The organism is Caballeronia sp. NCF2, from assembly GCF_023631205.1.
In the GTDB taxonomy this organism is placed as follows: domain Bacteria; phylum Pseudomonadota; class Gammaproteobacteria; order Burkholderiales; family Burkholderiaceae; genus Caballeronia; species Caballeronia zhejiangensis.
The window spans coordinates 208820-227282 of sequence record NZ_JALQDN010000001.1; the positions used below are offsets into that span (position 1 = coordinate 208820).

Annotated in this window: 17 protein-coding genes, 1 pseudogene and 1 riboswitch; of the genes and pseudogenes, 5 read left to right on the forward strand and 13 right to left on the reverse strand. The window is 63.0% G+C overall.

The genetic code is table 11. The features are described 5' to 3' along the window. Nucleotides 1-19 precede the first annotated feature (19 nt). From bioB to NCS02_RS01015, 8 genes are all read right to left on the reverse strand, one after another. On the reverse strand, nucleotides 20-1063 hold the full coding sequence (gene bioB / locus NCS02_RS00980; protein ID WP_250522839.1) for a biotin synthase BioB: 1044 nt from the start codon (nucleotides 1061-1063) through the stop codon (nucleotides 20-22). A gap of 4 nt (nucleotides 1064-1067) precedes the next feature. Then, nucleotides 1068-1769: a dethiobiotin synthase gene (gene bioD / locus NCS02_RS00985; RefSeq protein ID WP_250522840.1), complete on the reverse strand. Its 702-nt coding sequence runs from the start codon at nucleotides 1767-1769 to the stop codon at nucleotides 1068-1070. Beyond that, nucleotides 1766-2965 (reverse strand): 8-amino-7-oxononanoate synthase, encoded by a 1200-nt coding sequence (bioF, locus tag NCS02_RS00990; protein ID WP_034470377.1) that lies wholly within the window; start codon nucleotides 2963-2965, stop codon nucleotides 1766-1768. The genes bioD and bioF overlap by 4 nt, the downstream gene beginning before the upstream one ends. After that, the gene (locus tag NCS02_RS00995; RefSeq protein WP_250520895.1) at nucleotides 2962-4272 is read right to left on the reverse strand and encodes an adenosylmethionine--8-amino-7-oxononanoate transaminase; all 1311 of its coding nucleotides are present in this window, start codon (nucleotides 4270-4272) and stop codon (nucleotides 2962-2964) included. Before NCS02_RS00995 ends, bioF begins: the two co-directional genes overlap by 4 nt. Before the next feature lie 283 nt (nucleotides 4273-4555). Next, nucleotides 4556-5812: a dienelactone hydrolase family protein gene (locus NCS02_RS01000; RefSeq protein ID WP_034470383.1), complete on the reverse strand. Its 1257-nt coding sequence runs from the start codon at nucleotides 5810-5812 to the stop codon at nucleotides 4556-4558. A 328-nt stretch (nucleotides 5813-6140) separates the two neighbouring features. Further along, the gene (locus NCS02_RS01005) at nucleotides 6141-6560 is read right to left on the reverse strand and encodes a YchJ family protein (RefSeq protein ID WP_250518002.1); all 420 of its coding nucleotides are present in this window, start codon (nucleotides 6558-6560) and stop codon (nucleotides 6141-6143) included. Further along, entirely contained in the window at nucleotides 6557-7165 is a 609-nt protein-coding gene (locus tag NCS02_RS01010; protein WP_008351936.1) for a glutathione S-transferase family protein, read from the reverse strand. The genes NCS02_RS01005 and NCS02_RS01010 overlap by 4 nt, the downstream gene beginning before the upstream one ends. Nucleotides 7166-7178: 13 nt before the next feature. Further along, nucleotides 7179-7856 carry an SDR family oxidoreductase gene (locus NCS02_RS01015; RefSeq protein WP_008351935.1) on the reverse strand — a complete coding sequence of 226 codons (678 nt, stop codon included), beginning with the start codon at nucleotides 7854-7856 and terminating at the stop codon, nucleotides 7179-7181. A 118-nt stretch (nucleotides 7857-7974) separates the two neighbouring features. On the opposite strand from NCS02_RS01015, the gene ubiM reads away from it, so the two are divergent. The 3 genes and pseudogenes from ubiM to NCS02_RS01030 form a co-directional block, all read left to right on the forward strand. Further along, nucleotides 7975-9156, forward strand: a complete 1182-nt coding sequence (gene ubiM / locus NCS02_RS01020) for a 5-demethoxyubiquinol-8 5-hydroxylase UbiM (protein ID WP_250522841.1) — start codon at nucleotides 7975-7977, stop codon at nucleotides 9154-9156. 91 nt (nucleotides 9157-9247) lie between these two features. Continuing rightward, nucleotides 9248-9499: a hypothetical protein gene (locus tag NCS02_RS01025; protein WP_250438849.1), complete on the forward strand. Its 252-nt coding sequence runs from the start codon at nucleotides 9248-9250 to the stop codon at nucleotides 9497-9499. After that, nucleotides 9486-9773 (forward strand): annotated as a pseudogene (locus NCS02_RS01030) (PIN domain-containing protein); the annotation flags it as partial. The gene NCS02_RS01025 and the pseudogene NCS02_RS01030, both read left to right, overlap by 14 nt. Nucleotides 9774-9945: 172 nt before the next feature. Here the strand turns inward: NCS02_RS01030 and NCS02_RS01035 are convergent. From NCS02_RS01035 to NCS02_RS01050, 4 genes are read right to left on the reverse strand one after another with little or no spacing between them, the layout of a single operon-like run. Continuing rightward, a complete protein-coding gene (locus NCS02_RS01035; RefSeq protein ID WP_250480219.1) occupies nucleotides 9946-11139 on the reverse strand; it encodes an acetyl-CoA C-acetyltransferase in 1194 nt (397 codons plus the stop codon). Continuing rightward, nucleotides 11132-11911, reverse strand: a complete 780-nt coding sequence (can, locus tag NCS02_RS01040; RefSeq protein ID WP_250481431.1) for a carbonate dehydratase — start codon at nucleotides 11909-11911, stop codon at nucleotides 11132-11134. Before can ends, NCS02_RS01035 begins: the two co-directional genes overlap by 8 nt. Before the next feature lie 30 nt (nucleotides 11912-11941). Continuing rightward, on the reverse strand, nucleotides 11942-13744 hold the full coding sequence (aceK, locus tag NCS02_RS01045) for a bifunctional isocitrate dehydrogenase kinase/phosphatase (RefSeq protein WP_008351924.1): 1803 nt from the start codon (nucleotides 13742-13744) through the stop codon (nucleotides 11942-11944). Between the two features lie 34 nt (nucleotides 13745-13778). Next, nucleotides 13779-14201 (reverse strand): MerR family transcriptional regulator, encoded by a 423-nt coding sequence (locus tag NCS02_RS01050; protein ID WP_008351922.1) that lies wholly within the window; start codon nucleotides 14199-14201, stop codon nucleotides 13779-13781. Nucleotides 14202-14306: 105 nt separating this feature from the next. Between NCS02_RS01050 and NCS02_RS01055 the strand changes: the two genes are divergently transcribed. Further along, nucleotides 14307-15380 (forward strand): MBL fold metallo-hydrolase, encoded by a 1074-nt coding sequence (locus NCS02_RS01055; protein ID WP_250522842.1) that lies wholly within the window; start codon nucleotides 14307-14309, stop codon nucleotides 15378-15380. 6 nt (nucleotides 15381-15386) lie between these two features. On the opposite strand, the gene NCS02_RS01060 is transcribed toward NCS02_RS01055, so the two are convergent. Further along, on the reverse strand, nucleotides 15387-16982 hold the full coding sequence (locus tag NCS02_RS01060; protein ID WP_250522843.1) for an ABC transporter substrate-binding protein: 1596 nt from the start codon (nucleotides 16980-16982) through the stop codon (nucleotides 15387-15389). A 163-nt stretch (nucleotides 16983-17145) separates the two neighbouring features. Then, a riboswitch (yybP-ykoY riboswitch) is annotated at nucleotides 17146-17321 on the forward strand. An 88-nt stretch (nucleotides 17322-17409) separates the two neighbouring features. On the opposite strand from NCS02_RS01060, the gene NCS02_RS01065 reads away from it, so the two are divergent. Continuing rightward, nucleotides 17410-18420: a sodium:calcium antiporter gene (locus tag NCS02_RS01065; RefSeq protein WP_034470401.1), complete on the forward strand. Its 1011-nt coding sequence runs from the start codon at nucleotides 17410-17412 to the stop codon at nucleotides 18418-18420. The last annotated feature ends 43 nt before the right edge of the window (nucleotides 18421-18463 follow it).

The following is an 18463-nucleotide window of genomic DNA, read 5'->3' on the forward strand; positions in this document are numbered from 1 at the left end:
GGCCGCGTCCGTTTTCCGTTTAGTTCGCGTGCTTGTGTCCGCAACCGCGTTCGGCTTCCGGCGCGCCGGCGTTCTGCGCGGCTTCCGCGCGCATGCCGAGGCGCTCGATCAGCTTGCGGTCGGCTTCGGCTTGCGGGTTGCTCGTCGTCAGAAGCTGATCGCCGTAGAAGATCGAGTTTGCGCCCGCCGCGAAGCACAGCGCCTGCAACGCTTCATCCATCTGCTCGCGTCCGGCGGACAGACGCACCATCGCCTTCGGCATCGTGATGCGCGCGACCGCGATCGTCCTCACGAACTCGAACGGATCGAGCGCGTCGACGCCGGTGAGCGGCGTGCCCGCGACCTGCACGAGATTGTTGATCGGCACCGATTCCGGATACGGCTCCATGTTCGCGAGCTGCGAGATCAGTCCCGCGCGTTCGCGTCGCGATTCGCCCATGCCGACGATCCCGCCACAGCACACGTTGATGCCCGCGTCGCGAACGTGTTCGAGCGTATCGAGGCGATCCTGATACGTGCGCGTCGAAATGATCTGGCCGTAGAACTCCGGCGACGTGTCGAGATTGTGGTTGTAGTAATCGAGGCCGGCGTCGCGCAAGCCTTGCGCCTGATGCGCTTCGAGCATGCCGAGCGTCACGCAGGTTTCGAGGCCCATCGCCTTCACGCCGCGAATCATGTCCTTGATCGGCTCGAGATGGCGATCCTTCGGATTGCGCCACGCCGCGCCCATGCAAAAGCGCGTCGCACCGTTCGACTTCGCGACTTCGGCTGCCTTCAGGACTTCATCGACGTCCATCAGCTTTTCGGCCTTGAGGCCGGTGTCGTGATGCACCGACTGCGGACAGTACGCGCAATCTTCCTCGCAGCCGCCCGTCTTGATCGACAGCAGCGTGGACAACTGCACCGCGTTCGGATCGAAGTGTTCGCGATGCACGGTCTGCGCGCGGAAGAGCAGATCGTTGAACGGCAGTTCGTACAGCGCGACGACATCGGCGACGCGCCAGCGCTGCATCGGTTGCGGCGTGGTTTTCGAGGTGGTCTCAGTGGCGATTTGCTGTGTCATGTATTCAATCCTTTTGATGAAGCGAGTCGGTCAGAGCGCCGATATCGAGCGAATCGGCGGCGCGCGTTGCATCGGGTGCCGCGAGATGCGGAATCACGCCGATGAGCGGCGCCTTGATGCGTTGTTTCAGTGTTGCGATGTTTTCGTCGGGATACAGCATATTCGGATCGACGCGATTCGCCACCCAGCCGGCGAGCTTCAGGCCGCGCGACGCGATGGCTTCGACCGTCAGCAACGCATGGCTGATGCAGCCGAGCCGCATGCCGACGACGAGCACGACCGGCAGATTCAGCGCGACGGCGAGATCGGCGGTGTCGTGCGTGTCGGTGAGCGGCACGCGAAAACCACCGACGCCTTCCACCACGACGATATCCGCTTTCGTCATCCCGAACTGATGCGCTCGCACAATGCGCCCGATGTCGAGCGCCACGCCTTCGCGCGCCGCAGCGATATGCGGCGCGATCGGCTCGCGCATCATGAACGGCGTGCGGATGTCGTTCGGCAGCGCGACGTTCGCGGCGGCGTCGAGCTGATCGGCGTCTTCGTTGTGCAGCACGCCGTCGCGCTCGACCGCGCCCGACGCGATCGGCTTCATCGCGGCGGCGGAAAGGCCCGCGCGCGCGAAGCCGTGCAGCAGCGCGCAAGAGACGAGCGTCTTGCCGATTTCCGTATCGGTTCCGGCGACGAACAGGGATAAAGCGGTCATAGCGTATTCAAAGCGTTTAACGCGTGATCGAGCCGCGCGAGATCGTCCTCACTGTGCGCGGCGGAAAGGGAAATGCGCAGGCGCGACGTGCCCGCCGGAACCGTCGGCGGACGAATCGCCGGAACCCAGAGGCCTTGCTTGTCGAGCGCGGCGGCGATTTCCAGCGTTTCGTCGTTGCCGCCGATCACGAGCGGCTGAACGGCGGTATGCGAATCGACCGGCATCCAGCGCGTGCGTTTCAGCATCGCGCGCGTGGTGTCGATGAGCGACGCGAGGTGCGCGCGGCGCGCGTCGCCTTCATCGCCCGCGATGATTTCGATGCTCTTCGACACCGCATGCGCGACCGCCGGCGCGGACGCCGTCGTGAAGATATACGGACGCGCGCGCTGAATGAGCCATTCGATGACGGTTTCATCCGCCGCGACGAACGCGCCCGACACGCCCGCCGCCTTGCCGAGCGTGCCGACATAGACGAGATGCGGCGAGCGCAGTGCGTAATGCGCCAGCGCGCCGCGTCCTTGCGGGCCGAGCACGCCGAAGCCGTGCGCGTCGTCGACGACGAGCCACGCGCCGTACTTCTCCGCAAGCTCGACGAGACGCGCGAGCGGCGCGATATCGCCGTCCATGCTGAACACCGTGTCGGTGACGATGAGCTTCGTCGCTGTTTCGTCGCGGGAGGCGTCGAGCATCGCGTCGAGCGCGTCGATGTCGGCGTGCGGATAAATCTGCGTTTGCGCGCGCGACAGGCGCACGCCGTCGATCAGCGATGCGTGATTGAGCGCGTCCGAAAACACGAGCGTGCCGCGTCCGGCGAGCGCCGTGACGACCGCGAGGTTCGCCATGTAGCCGGTGCTGAAGTAAAGTGCGCGCGGGTTGTCGACGAAACCGCCCGAGAACGCGGCGAGATCGTCTTCGAGTTGCGCGTGCGCGCGTGAATGGCCGCCCAGCAGATGCGAGCCGCCGCTGCCCGCGCCGAAAAGCGACGCGCCTTCGGCGAGCGCCGCGCGAATCGCATCGTGCGCGGCGAGGCCGAGATAATCGTTGCTCGCGAAGCCGACGATCGCGCGGCCATCGACGGTCATGTGCGCGGAACAGGCGCCGTCGATCGTCTTGCGGCGACGCCGCAGGCCGCGCGCATCGATATCGTTCAAGCCCTGTTCGAGCGTTTCGTACAGCGCTCTCGCTGTCGTGCTCATGCTGCGACCCCCGCGAGCGTGGCGTCGAGCGTTTCGCGCGTGCGTTGCGCGAGGAGCAGCAGTTCGTCGTCGGAGAGGATGTACGGCGGCATCATGTAGACCGTCGTGCCGATGGGGCGCATCAGCAGTTCGCGCTGCAACGCGTTTGCGAAGAAGCGGCGCGAGAACGTCTTGTCGTCGATATCGACATCGAACGCGAAGATCGTGCCGCGATTGCGCAGATTCTTCACGCGTTCGTGCTCGCCGACGCGCGCGCGCAACGCCTCGCCCAGCAACGCCGATTTGCGTTTGTTTTCCGCGAGCACCTTCGCGCTGTCGAACAGATCGAGCGTCGCCAGCGCGGCGCGGCACGCGAGCGGATTGCCCGTGTACGAATGCGAATGCAGAAAGCCGCGCGTGACGTCGTCGTCGTAGAACGCGGCGTAGATGTCGTCGCGCGTGAGCACGATCGAAAGCGGCAAGTATCCGCCGCTGATGCCCTTCGACAAGCAGATGAAATCAGGCCAGATGCCCGCCTGCTCGCACGCGAAAAAAGTGCCGGTGCGCCCGCAGCCGACCGCGATTTCATCGGCGATCAGATGCACGCCGAATTCGTCGCACAGCGCGCGCAAACGCGTGAGATACGACGCGTCGTACATCGACATGCCGGCCGCGCACTGCACGAGCGGCTCGACGATCACGGCCGCAAGCTGCGACGCGCGCTGCCCGAAGAGCGCGCGCATCGCGGCGATGGCTTCGTCGACGCCGACCGCCGCCGGCGACGCGACCACATGCGCGTGACGGATCAGCGGATCGTAAGCGTCCTTGAAAATGGCGACGTCCGTCACGCCGAGCGCGCCGATCGTTTCGCCGTGATAGCTGTTCGCGAGACACGCGAATTCGCGCTTCTCGCTTGCGCCGCGATTGCGCCAGAAGTGAAAGCTCATCTTCAGCGCGATCTCGACCGCCGACGCGCCATCGGACGCGAAAAACGCATGGCCGAGCGTGCGATCGGTGAGCGCGCAAAGACGCTCGGCCAGTTCGACGGCCGGCGCGTGCGTGCAGCCCGCGAGCATCGCGTGTTCGAGCGTGTCGAGTTGATCCTTGAGCGCGCGGTTGATGTCGTCGTTCGCGTGGCCGAAGAGATTGACCCACCACGAACTGATCGCATCGAGATAGCGGTGGCCTTCGTGGTCGTAGAGCCACGCGCCCTTGCCGCGCGCGATCGGCACGAGCGGCACGCGCTCGTGATGTTTCATCTGGGTGCACGGATGCCACACGGCCGCAAGCGAGCGGGCAACCCAGTCCTGATTGGCTTCTGTGTTCAAAAACGGCTCCCAGGCCCGCGCGCGCGATGCGGGCCGGATACATCGGGCAAGCGCCAGGCGCCTGCGTTACGGGGAAACTGCGTGAAAACTGCGCGAGTCAATTATCCCTAAAACATGGCCGACCTTCCGTATTCGGAAGGTTTTTTGGACATGCGTGCGCGCGCAATGGAAATGCGAAAACGCGCTATCGCGTGCAACGTCGGCCAAATGGGTCGCTTAACGTGCGATCGACGCAAAAACGCCGGCGCGAAGGCCGGCGTTCCCGACAGGCGGAAAAGGTGTTCTAGCGTGACGCCGTCTGCGTCTCGGCGGCCTGATCGTTCCAGACGACGCGATTATTCACCGCGTACAGCCGGCACGGATCGGCGCTCTGCTTCTGGCAGCTCGCGATGGCGACGGCCATCGGATCGTCGCCGCCTTCGGCCCACGACCACGCGCCCGAATCGGACACGGCGAACGCGCGGCTCGAATACTGCGAAAGGAAGTTGCGATAACCGGCGCGGCCGTTTTCATCGACGAACGGCACGGCCTGCACGGAATCGAGGTCCGCGAAGTGCGTCGCGTTCGGCATGCGCGGCTCGGCCACCTGATATTGCACGGCGGTCGGCATGCCGATCTGCGCGAGGAAGGCCTTCACGCGCGGCCACCAGATCTGCACGCCGTCGCGGTCGCCGACGAGCCGATGCGCGTCGTTCTTGTAGCTGCCGAAATCGACCATGTTGGCGCGCGCGCCGTGCGCGGTGAACGCGGTGTACATCTGCGCGGACAAGTCGCCGTCCCAGACCGAATCGTTGTCGCCGTAGAGCCACAGCGACGGCAGGCGCACGTTCTGCCCGTAATCGCCGAAGGCGTTGACGAGATTCTTCCGCCAGTCGCCGCATTCGTCCTGACGCAGCCCGCCCGAGAAATTGATGAGACCGCGCACGCCGGGCGCCGCGACGGCATCGCGCGCGCCGTAGGCGATGGTCGTCAAACCGCCGTGCGACGTGCCCGCGACGACGATATGCGTCTTGTCGACATACGCTTGCTGGCTCATATAGGCGATGGTCGCGGCGACGTCCTGCGCTTGCGCGAACCCGTTCGCCTCGACGTCGCAGCCGTGGCCGGTGTAATCGCCGCCCGAGCCCGCGAAGCCGCGCCGGTTCGGCACGACGACGACATAGCCGTGGCGCACGAATTCACGCGCGAGCGCGACCGGGCGATTGCGCGGTTGCGCGTGCGAATCGCCGGGGAGCTTGCCGTGATTGAAGACGATCATCGGGAACGGGCCGGCGCCGTCCGGCTTGAACACGGTGGTTTCGAGCGAGATGTCGGCTTCGGGAATCTCGATGACGCTTTCGTTCAGTCCGATCGCGACGACGGGCAGGCCGGCATCGAGCGAATCGGGAATCTGCGAGAGCGTCTGGCCGAATGCGGGCGCCTGTAGACCTTCGGATTGACGCACGCCGCCGACCGGTTCGGCACGCACGGCGGACGTGACGAGCGATGCCGCGAGCGCGCACACCATGCTGCATCCGACCAACCAGGTTCTGATCGCCATCCGTGAACTCCGACTGCGCTTCCAAAGGACGTTGATACGGCGAGCCCCGAACGTCTTTTTGAAGTCACAAACCTATCGCGCTGCTCGATGAGAGCAGTATCGGCTGCGGATTCCGGGAGTCATGCCCTGAAAAGGCATGACAATTGGCTTCAAAACGGGGCTTCGCTGCGAGTGTCCGGGCACGGGAATGACAGCGCCCTGACGTGAACACAGATTAACCGTTCAAAATTGCACTGCACAATAAGAGAAACCCCGTAACTGTTTAATCTGTAAGGAAATTCTTAGGAAATTAATACCGCGTGCCACAGCATATTTCTTAAAGGAATATTTAGTTTTCTTTAATCTGACCATCGACATAAATCCAGTTTCCGAAGCTGTCTCGCGTGAAGCGGCTGGCTTCGTGCAAACGATGCGCGCGCCCGCCGACCTTGTAGCGCGCGACGAACTCGACTTCCTCGTGATTCGCGTCGGTCGGCGTGTGGCGTTTGATCTGCAAGCCGAGCCAGCGCGTGCCGGCGTCGGAGGCGTCGAGATCGGGCGGGCAGGTCGCTTCGGCCCAGGTCGCGCGCAGATACGCGGTGTCGCCGAGCACGTAGGCGGTGTAGCGCGAGCGCATCAGTTCCATTGCGTTCGCGGGCTTTTCGCCGCCTTCGATGAATCGTCCGCAACACGCGTCGTAACGCGGCGCGCGCGCGTCAGGCCGCTGGCCGGGCGCGGCGCCGCCGCACGGACATTCCACGAACTTCATTGATCGACACCCGGCATGACGACATGGCGCGGCTGGCTGCGCACGCGTTCGAGCCACGCGCGGATCGCCGGATAGCGCGACAGATCGAGATTCGCCTGATCCGCGACATGCGTGTACGCGTACAGCGCGATATCGGCGACGGTGTAGCGCTCGCCGACTAAAAACGTGCGCGTCGACAAATGCCGTTCCATCACGTCGAGCGCGCGATACGAACCGGCGATCTTCTCCGGCAGACGCGCGTCGCCGGGATTCTTCTGAAACTGCAGGATGAAGCGCGCCACCGCGACATACGGCTCGTGGCTGTACTGCTCGAAGAACATCCACTGCAGCACTTGCGCGCGTTCGAGCCGGTCGTCGGGCATGAGCGGCGTGCCGTCGGCGAGATAGCAGAGAATCGCGTCGGATTCGGAGAGCGTCGTGTTCTCGTCGATGACGAGCACCGGCACCTTGCCGTTCGGATTCAGCTTTTTGAATTCGTCGGTGCGAGTTGCGCCGTTCATCATGTCGACTTCGTGCCAGACATAAGGCTGGCCGAGCTGTTCGAGGACGAGGCGAACCTTGTGACAGTTGCCCGATGCCGAAACGCCGTGTACCTGATAGGTCACATTCACTCCTTGTTCACCATTCGATCTTCGTGCCGTCGTACTGCACGAAAGTCCCATTGAATTCCTCGCGCAGCGCGCCCGCTTCGGCGATCACCGCGCGCATGCCGGCGACGCTGCGCGCGACGTCGATCGCCGCCGATGGCCCGCCCATTTCCGTGCGAACCCAGCCCGGATGCAGCGCGATGCACGCCGAATGCCGCGATTCCAGCGACGCCACCTTCAGCGCGGAATTGAGCGCCGCCTTGCTCGCGCGATACAGCCAGCCGGTCGTGCCGCTCGTCTCGGCGATGCTGCCCATCTTGCTCGACACGACCGCGAGCACGCCGTTCGCGGCGTCGGTTAGCGGCAGGAGCACGGGGATCAGTTGCATCGGACCACGCACGTTGGTGTGCATGACCTGATCGAAGTCCTCCGCGCCGATCGTCTCGACGCCTTCGGTGCGCGGTCCATACACGCCCGACACGACGATCGCGACATTCAGCTTTTCCTCGTCCAGTTGCCAGGCCAGCGCGGCGATCTGCTCGGGCTGCGTGACGTCGAGCGGGAAGGTTTGCGCACCCATCGCGTCGAGCGCCGAGAGCGAGGTTTTATCGCGGGCCGTGGCGAGCACGCGCCAGCCGTCGCGACAATATTCGCGTGCGAATTCGTGGCCGAGGCCGCGCGACGCGCCGACGATCAGAACCGTTTTCATGAGCGACATGTTCCTTGTGTGAACAGACTTCGTGAATATAACGCGCGACCCGCTGTCGCGGATCGCCGTTCGGCCTTTCGGCTATCGTTGTGCGCTTTCAAACAGCAGGATCGGAAAGATGATGCAAACCGATGTCGTGATCGTCGGCGCGGGGCCGGCGGGCTTGTGTCTCGCGAACGCGCTGAGCGGCGCGGGTTTGTCGATCGTGTTCGTCGAGCAGCAAAGCCACGACGCGCTGCGCGAGCCCGCCTTCGACGGCCGCGAGATCGCGTTGACGCAGAAATCCGTCGCGTTTCTCAAGACGCTCGGCGTGTGGGAGCGCATCGACGCGCACGCGAAATCGCAGTTGGCCGATGCGCGCGTTTTCAACGGATCGTCGCCGTTCGCGATGAAAATCGGTCATGCGCTTTCCGGTCACGACGAGCTCGGTTGGCTCGTGTCGAATCATCTGATCCGGCGCGCCGCGTTCGAAGCAGTGAGCGCGGACGTCCGCATCATGACGTCCGAACGCGTGACCGACCTCGATACCGACGCATGTGGCGCGCGCGTGCGGCTCGAAAGCGGCGAGACGATCGCGGCGCGGCTCGTCGTCGCGGCGGACAGCCGGTTCTCCGCGACGCGCCGCATGATGGGCATCGCCGCCGACATGCACGATTTCGGCAGGTCGATGTTGGTCTGCTGCATGACGCACGACGTGCCCCACGATCACGCGGCGTGGGAATGGTTCGGCCACCGGCAGACGCTCGCGCTCTTGCCGATGAATCCGGATCCGGAGACGGGCGCGCATCGGTCGTCGGTTGTGGTGACGCTCGAGGCGCGCGACATCGAGCGCCTGAGCAAGCTCGACGAGGATGCGTTCAATCGCGAGATCGAACGCCGCTTCGAGCGCAGACTCGGAACGATGGCGCTGCGCACGACGCGGCATGTTTATCCGCTGGTGTCGGTTTATCCGAAGCGCTTCGTGGCGAAGCGTTTTGCGACGGTCGGCGATGCGGCGGTCGGCATGCATCCGGTCACGGCGCACGGGTTCAACTTCGGGCTGGCCGGCATCGAGACGCTCACGCGCGCGATTCGCGACGCGCAGGCGGCGGGGCTCGACATCGCCGGCGATGGGCTGCTCGCGCGATATGAAGCGAAGCATCGGCAGGAAACGCGTCCGCTTTATCTGATCACGCGATTCATCACGGAGGTTTATACGCGCGACTCGTTGCCGGCGCGGATCGCGCGCGATGCGATGCTGCGGATCGGAGAGAAGCTGACGCCGTTCAAGCGGGCCGTGGCGATGTCGCTGGCGGGGTGAGTGAGATTTCGCTTATTTCGTTTGGATGACTAGTCGTGCTTATTGAATTCGATAGAGTGACGACTGTCGCAACATCGATAAGGAGCCGAGCATGTTCAAGATCATCAAGGCCGAGTTACCTTGGAATATAACCGCCGAGGAGATTCGCGAATACGCGGAACAGGCTGCCATCCGTCGCAAGCTCGAGATCGAAAGCCGCAAAGGGACGGCCGAGGAATACATCGACAGTCCCGAGTACAACAGCCGTTTCATCGATCATCTGCTGAACTTTCCGAAACTCGACGTGGAGGACGACTTCTTCGATCGTCATCCGAAACGAGGAGCCTCCGATGTATCTGGCTGATACGAACGTGATCAGTGAAACGAGACTCGAAGAACGCGCCAATGAAGGCGTTCGCGTGTTCTTCCGGCAAGCCAAGCTCGATAAGAGATGCGTTCATCTCTCCGTCGTGACTGTCGCGGAACTTCGACAGGGCGTCGAGCGGGTGCGCCGAAGAGGCGATAAACGGCAGGCCGAAAAGCTCGAATCGTGGGTGAACAACGTCCTGCGAGAATACGACACGAGAATCCTGCCGGCGGGCAAGGAGATCGTCAGGCTATGGGGAAACCTGCGCGCGCCGCACCCTGAGCCCGTTTTGGACAAGCGCATAGGCGAAACGGCCATTTTCCACGGATTTGATGGTGGTCACGCGCAACGTCAGAGACTTCGAGCGAATGGGCGTCGAGATGCTGAATCCCTTCGAATAGGAATGAATGCGGCCCGGCTCGCGCCGGACCGGCCCGGAACACTCAAACCAACTCCACCCCCATCGCCGTCGCCTCCCCACCGCCGATACATAAGCTCGCCACCCCGCGCTTCAGCCCACGCGCCTTCAACGCACCGAGCAGCGTCACAAGAATCCGCGCGCCCGACGCACCGATCGGATGCCCGAGCGCGCACGCACCGCCGTTCACATTGACCTTGTCATGCGGCAGATCGTGCTCACGCATCGCGGCCATCGTCACGACGGCGAACGCTTCGTTGATTTCATACAGATCGACATCGCCCGCGCGCCAGCCGTTTTTCTCGAAGAGCTTGCTGATCGCGCCGACGGGCGCCGTCGTGAACAAGGCCGGTTGTTGCGCGAACGTGCTGTGTCCGGCGATACGCGCGATCGGCGTGACGCCGAGCCGCATCGCGGTCGATTCGCGCATCATCACGAGCGCCGCCGCGCCATCGGAAATCGACGACGAATTCGCGGCCGTCACCGTGCCGTCCTTCGCGAACGCGGGCTTGAGCGACGGAATCTTCTCGATGTTCGCCTTGAACGGCTGCTCGTCGCGCCCGATCACCGTATCGCCCTTCCTGCCCTGTACCGTCACGGGCGCGATTTCCCAGTCGAACGAGCCATCGTCGTTCGCTCGCTGCGCGCGCCGCAACGATTCGACCGCGAACGCATCCTGCGACTCGCGCGAGAACGCATACGACGAAGCGCATTGCTCCGCGAACGCGCCCATCAGACGGCCTTTTTCGTAAGCGTCTTCGAGGCCGTCGAGGAACATGTGATCGAGAACCTGACCGTGACCCATGCGCATGCCGCCGCGCGCTTTCGGCAGCAGATACGGCGCGTTCGTCATGCTTTCCATGCCGCCCGCGACGATCACGTCGACCGATCCGGCCAGCAGCATGTCGTGCGCGAACATCGCCGCGCGCATGCCCGAGCCGCACATCTTGTTGATCGTCGTGCAGCCGGTGGATAGCGGCAAGCCCGCGCCGAGCGCCGACTGACGCGCGGGCGCCTGACCCTGACCGGCGGGCAGCACGCAGCCCATGATGGCTTCGTCGATCTGCTCGGGTTTCAATCCCGCGCGTTCGACCGCCGCCTTCACCGCAGCAGCGCCAAGCTGCGGCGCGGTCAGCGACGCGAAATCGCCCTGAAACGCCGCCATCGGCGTGCGCGCCGCTGACACGATGACGATCGGATCGTTCCTTGTCTCACTCATGTTTCAGCTCCTTGATGACGCCCTTGATCACTTCGGGAACGTCGCCCAAGCGTTCGGCAAGTGCCGCATCTGACGCGAGGACATCGTTTTCCGCGGAATGCGCGCCGCTGCGAGTCATCGCGGCAACGCACGACTGATAAACCGGATCGATCTCGGCCGGTGCGCCGATCATCATGCCCATGTTGCGCAGGCGGCCGTCGTGCACGCCGTAGGTCCAGCCGTGCACGGTGAGCTCCTGTCCGCGCGCCCATGCGTCCTGTACGACGGTCGTGCGGCAGACGTTGATGGTCTGCTCGATCGTGTTCAGCTCCACGAGACGGCGATGGCGCGCGTCGCCCATCGGCCATTCGTCGAGCAGCGCGCCGTGCTTTTCGCGCACGTCTTCGACATGGCGCAGCCAGTTATCGGCGAGACCGACGCGCCGCCCGACGAGCGCCGCGCCCACGCCCGAGCAGCCGTAATGGCCGACGACCATGATGTGCTTCACCTTCAGCAGATCGACGGCGAACTGGATCACCGACAGACAATTGAGATCGGAGTGCACGACGACGTTCGCGATGTTTCTGTGCACGAAGACTTCGCCCGGCGGCAAGCCGATGATCTCGTTGGCCGGCACGCGCGAGTCCGCGCAGCCGATCCACAGATATTCGGGCGTCTGCTGATGCGCGAGGCGCTCGAAGAATGCGGCGTCTTCGGCGAGCTTGCGTTCGACCCATTCCTGATTGTTTGCGAACAGGTGAGCAAGCGGCGTTTTATCGTCAATGTGTTTCATGTTCGAAAGTCAAAAGCCGGACCGCGCGCTTCACGCGGCGCGCGCGTCCGATCGGCCGGGCTCGTCGAAACGCTCCGGGTAACGGATGCAGAATCGGACGTCCCGGTCATAGGGAAAGAAATCGGCGAGTTCGCCGCGCAGCAGTTGTTCCTTGTGATGCTGCCAGAACGCGGGATCGAAAAAATCCGCGTGATGACGCATGAACGCTTCGCGCACGCGCGGATCGCCGAGCAAAAATGTGCCGTACGTTTCGGGAAAGATATCGTGCGGCCCGACGGTATACCACGGTTCGCCGGACAGCTCGTCCTCTTCCGTGCGCGGCGCAGGGACGCGGCGCACGTTGCAATCGGTCAGATACTCGATTTCATCGTAGTCGTAGAACACCACGCGACCGTGCCGCGTCACGCCGAAGTTCTTGTACAGCATGTCGCCGGGGAAGATGTTCGCCTGAATCAGCTGTTTGATCGCGTCGCCATATTCCTTGATGCCGTGATCGACGTCGTCGGCGTTGCCGTTCTGCAGGAAGAGATTGAGCGGCACCATGCGGCGCTCGATATACACATGTCGGATGACGAGCTTGTCGCCTTCGTATTCGATCATCGAAGGCGCTTCCTTTTCGAGTTCGCGGATGAGCGCGTCGTCGAGGCGCGCGACCGGCAGCGCGACGCTCGAATATTCGAGCGTATCGGCCATTCGGCCAACGCGATCGTGCCGCTTCACGAGTTGATACTTGTCCTGAATCTTCTGCCGCGTGGTTTCCTTCGGCGGCGGAAACGCGTCCTTGATGAGCTTGAACACGTAAGGAAACGACGGCAGCGTGAAGACGATCATCACGAGTCCCTTGATGCCCGGCGCGACGATGAACTTATCGCTCGAATGCGACAGATGATGCAGCAAGTCGCGATAGAAATCGTTCTTGCCCTGCTTCTGCAAACCGACCGACGTATAGATTTCGGCCTTCGGCTTGCGCGGCATGATCGTGCTCAGAAATTGCACGAACGCCGACGGCACTTCCATATCGACGAGAAAATACGAATGCGAGAAGCTGAAGATGATGAGCACCTGCTCGCGCGAGAGCAGCACGGTATCGAGCGCGAGCAAGCCGGGCTTCGTATGCCGGATCGCGATGGCGAAGGGCAGCAGCGCATCGCCGTTGATGATCCGCCCGACGACATACGCCGCCTTGTTGCGAAAGAACAGCGACGAAAGCACATGAATCTGAAAGTTCGGCGCGGGCGTGATATCGCCGAAGGCTTCGCGCAGCGCCTGCATCACGCATTGCACGTCGCGCGGCAAATCCTCGAACGGCGGTTCCAACTGAAAGTTCGTGACGATGCGTTCGAGCGTCGCGGCGAGGCCGTCCTTTTCCGGGTAATACGCGCGATACGTCGGCTTTGCGGCGGGCTCGTCGTTCTCGATGTATTCCGTCGAAATGGCCGGCCGCACAAAGATGAAGTCATTGTTGAAGTACGAGCGATGCAGGATCTTGCAGCACACGGAATTGAAGAACGTTTCCGCGCATTCCGGCTGACGATGCGTCGTCAGCAAGCCGATGTAATGCAGCTTGATCTGCTGCCACACGTCGTCCTCGATATTCTCCGCGTCGTATTCGTCTTCGAGCGCCGTCACGCATTCCGTGACGCGATCGTCATACGACGCGATGCGATCGCGCGCCAGTTGTTGCAACGCGAGCCAGTCGCCGCGCTCGAATAGCTCCTTCGCCTTGATCGCGGCTTCGCGGAACACGCGGTAATGATGCTCGAAGCCTTCGAGTATCGTCTTGGCGACATCGAAGCCGATTTGCGACGAGAGCAGCTTGGGGAAATGATTCATATCGACCCTGCGCTTCCTGTGCGGGAGTCACGCGTTATGCCGCTTTGGGTTTGCGCGCACGCTTTTCCGCGCCCGCCGCGAGCAGCGCGCGGCCCTGTTCCTCATACGCGGAAAGTTCGGCGAGCGTCGTGTTCAAGTCTTCGAGCTGACGCTGCAGCACTTCGCGATGCGCCGCGATCGTATCGACGAAAGCCTGTAGCTGCGTCGCGGTGCCGGTAGGCGAGTCATACAGATCGAGCAGCGTGCGGATTTCCGACAGCGTGAAACCGAGCCGCTTGCCGCGCAGCGTGAGCTTGAGGCGCGTGCGATCGCGCGCCGAATACACACGCCGCAGGCCGTTCGAGCCTTCGCGCTTCGGCGCGAGCAGCCCCTGATCTTCGTAAAAGCGAATGGCGCGCGGCGTAATGTCGAACTCGCGCGCCAGTTCGGTGATCGTGTAATGCGTCGGTTGGGTCATTGCCGGCCGGCAGCGCAAATGCGCGCGCAACGTTAGAATGGACGTTTACGTTATCGTCAACTTGGCCAAATTGCAACGCGGCGCAAACCCGGAGGCAGGCACCGAATGAACGCACTCGAACACCAGCTCGACTATGTTTTCGCGGACCGGCTGCCCGAATCGGGCGGCGTCATGGAAGTGGCGCCGGGCGTGTTCTGGCTGCGCATGCCGCTGCCGTTCGCGCTCGATCACATCAATCTGTGGCTGCTCGCCGATGAAATCGACGGTGTGAAAGGCTGGACCGTCGTCGATTGCGGCATTTCGAGCGATACGATCCGCGCGAACTGGGAGCGCGTGTTCGATTCCGTGCTCGATGGAAAGCCGGTGCTGCGTGTGATCGTCACGCATTGTCATCCGGATCATCTGGGACTTGCCGACTGGATCTGCACGGGCGGCGACAAGAATCGATGGAACGTGCGCCTGTGGATGTCGCTCGGCGAATACGCGATGGGCCGCGTGATGGCCGCCGGCGACGGCTCGAACGCGGGCGGCGAGCGAGCGGCGGCGCATTTCGCGGCGCACGGCCTGTCCGACGAAGCGTCGCTCGATGCGCTGCGCAAGCGCGATAGCTATTACCCGACGCTCGTGCCGTCGATTCCGCCGGAATATCGGCGTATCCGCGATGGCGATGTCATGCGTATCGGCGCGCGCAATTGGGAAGTGGTGTCGGGCTACGGCCATTCGCCGGAGCACAGCGCGCTTTTCTGCGCCGCCGACAAGTTGCTCATTTCCGGCGACATGGTGTTGCCGCGCATTTCGACAAACGTGTCGGTGTTCGCGGTCGAGCCGGAAGGCAATCCGCTTGCGCTGTATCTGGAATCGCTCGGCCGCTACGAAACCATGCCCGCCGATACGCTCGCGCTGCCCTCACACGGCAAGCCGTTTCGCGGCGTGCAAACGCGCATCGGGCAATTGCGCGAGCATCATCGCGCGCGGCTGGCGGAAGTGCGCGACGCGTGCGCTCAAAAGCCATGCAGCGCCGCAGACATCGTCCCGCTCATGTTCAAGCGCAAGCTCGATATCCATCAGATGACGTTCGCGCTCGGCGAAGCGCTCGCGCATCTGAATCTGCTTTGGCTCGATGGCACGCTGAAACGTCAGACCGGCGCTGACGGCGTGATCCGCTTCACGCCGGCCTGACTTCGCTTACTGCACGGAAACAGCGCCGAAATTCACGCGCCCGAACGGACTCACGTTATAGCCGCTGACGTTCGCGCGCGTGAGCGCCGCCGCCGTCGGATAGACGAGCGGAATCCACAGCGCCTGATCGTGGATGATCTTCTGCGCATCGACATACGACTTCGTGCGTTTGGCGACATCGGCGGTCGACTTGCCATCGGCGATGAGCTTGTCCAGTTGCGGATCGCAATAGCGCGCGAAGTTGATGCCCGACTTCACCGCGTTGCAACTGAAAAGCGGCGACATGTAGTTGTCCGGGTCGCCGTTGTCGCCCGCCCAGCCCATGAACAGCATGTCGTGCTGACCCTGCTTCGCCTGCTTGATGAGTTCGCCCCATTCGATCACTTTCACCTGCGCCTTCACGCCGATTTTCGCGAGATCGGCTTGCAGCAATTCCGCGCCCGCCTTCGGATTCGGATTGAGCACGCTGCCGTTCGGGCGTACCCAGATCGTCGTGTCGAAACCGTTCGGAAAGCCCGCATCGGCGAGCAGCTTCTTCGCATCGGCGGATGAATATTTGTACGCCTCGATGCTCTTGTCGTAACTCCACGTATTCGGCGGATACGGATTCACCGCTTGCGTCGCCGTGTTGTCGAACACGGTCTTCATGTAGGTCGTGCGATCGAAGGCCATGTTGATCGCCTGACGCACCTTCGGATTGTCGAGCGGCTTCTTCTGCGTGTTGAGCGCGACGAACGCCGTCATGAATGCGGGCGCTTCGCTCACCTTCAGCGACTTGTCCTTCTTCGCGTCGATGACGTCCTGCGGCTTCGGCGACAGCGCGATCTGGCATTCGCCCGCCTTGATCTTCTGCGCGCGCACGGCGGCGTCGGGCGTGATCGCGTAGATCAGCCGGTCGATCTTCGGTTTCGCGCCCCAGTACGACGGATTCACGTCGTAGCGGATGACCGAATCTTTCGTGTAGCTCTTCAGCACGAACGGGCCGGTGCCGATCGGCTTGCTGTTCAGATCGACCTGCTGGTTCGCCTTCAGCAGCTTGTCCGCATATTCGGCCGAATAGATCGATGCGAAGCCCATCGTGAGGATCGGCACGAAGGTCGCGTTCGGCTCGTTGAGCTCGAACTTCACGGTATGGTCATCGACTTTCGATACGGCCTTGATGAGCTTCACGAGGCCCATCGACTGCGCGTGCGGAAAGCCGCTCGCGCCAGCGATCTTGTGCCACGGATTGTCGTCCGAGAGCATGCGCGAGAACGTGAACACGACGTCGTCGGCATTGAGCGGACGCGTCGGCTTGAAGTAATCGGTCGTCTGAAACTGAACGTTCGGGCGCAGATGGAATGTGTACGTGAGCCCGTCGCTCGTCACGTCCCACTTTTCCGCGAGCGAGGGCACGACCTTCTTCGCGGCTTCGTCGTAGGAGACGAGCGTATTGAAGATGACATCCGCCGATGCGTTGGTCGTTACGAGCGAATTGAATTGCACGACATCGAAGCCGTCCGGGCTCGATTCGGTGCAGACGGTGAGCGGCTTGGACATCGCGAGCATCGGCGCGGCGAGCATGGCCATCGCGGCGGCCGCGGCGAAGAGTTTCAGACGCATGAGATCTCCCGTGATCTTCATTTTTGTTCGTGGATGAGCTTGAGCACGCGCAGCAAGCGACGCGCCCGGCGCGGCCAGATTAGCGGATGCATCCGTCGACGACAACGATCCGATCGGCATACGCTTATTCCGCGGGTTGCCGAAACGGGGCGCATCGGGCTAAACTTGCGCCTTCTTTGGGGAGTAGCCTTCCTTCGCGAGCGAAGGAGAACGCGTCAACATCCTCGGCCCTGCTGCCGTGGCGCGTTCGACCGGAACGGTTTGGCGAGACCATCGATGCGCTATGTCGTTCCTGGCCGGACGGCGCGTGGCGCATCGTGGTTCGCTCGACGTCCGGCCGTGGAATCATCGTGTCCCCACAACTACAACATCCCCGTTTCCCGCGCACGCTCGCGCACCCGTCGCATGTTTCGATGCGAGGTGCCGCATGACGATGCTCTTTCTCGAACTCGCGCTGATGCTCGCGATCATCCTGGTCGCGGCGGAGCTATTCACGAATGCGCTCGAACATCTCGGCGAACGGCTCGGCATTTCCGAAGGCGTGACCGGATCGCTGTTCGCGGCGGTCGGCACGGCATTGCCCGAGACGACGGTGCCGATCATCGCGCTGCTCGGCGGCACGACGAGCCGTGCGGTCAACGAAGAGATCGGCGTCGGCGCGATTCTCGGCGCGCCGCTTATGCTCGCGACGCTTTCGACGTGTCTGATGACGTTCGCGATCCTCAAGTCGCGCGGCATGAGCGGGCGCATCGTGCCGGAGCGCAGCGGCTTCGTGCGCGATCTGAACTTCTTTCTGGTCGCGTTTCTCATCGCGTGCGCCGCGATGTTCGTGCCGCATCACGCGTGGCAAGTGCGCGCGTTGTTCGCGGTCGGGCTCGTCGCGCTCTATATCGTTTATGTGATTTCGACGTTCAAGGCTTCGGCGAAGCTCGTCGAGGGCGGACACGGAACGGAAGCGCCCGAGGCCTTGTTCGCTTCGCGTCTCGGTTTGAAAACGTCGCTCGGCACGATCATGCTGCAGTTTTTCTTCGGCATCGTGCTGCTCGTCGGCGGCGCGAAGGGCTTCATTCACGGCGTCGAGGGCGTGTCGCATGCGCTGGGAATTTCGGCGCTGCTGCTGTCGCTCATCATCATTCCGATCGCGACGGAACTGCCCGAGAAAGTGAACAGCATTCTGTGGGCGCGCCGAGGAAAGGACACGCTCGCGTTCGGCAACATCACCGGCGCGATGGTGTTTCAAGGGACGTTGCTGCCGGCCATCGGCATCATGCTGACGCCGTGGGAGCCGCGTATCGAAGTGCTGACGGGCGTGCTCATCACGCTCGCGGCGGCGGCGTGGCTGCGCTTCAATGCGAAGGAGAACGGCGTCGTGCTGTGGGCGCTGCTCGGCAACGGCGTGCTGTACGCGGCCTATCTCGCGTTGACGCTCGGGCGCTGACAAAGCTGCGGCACAAAGAAGAATGCCCGCGCGAGGCGGGCAT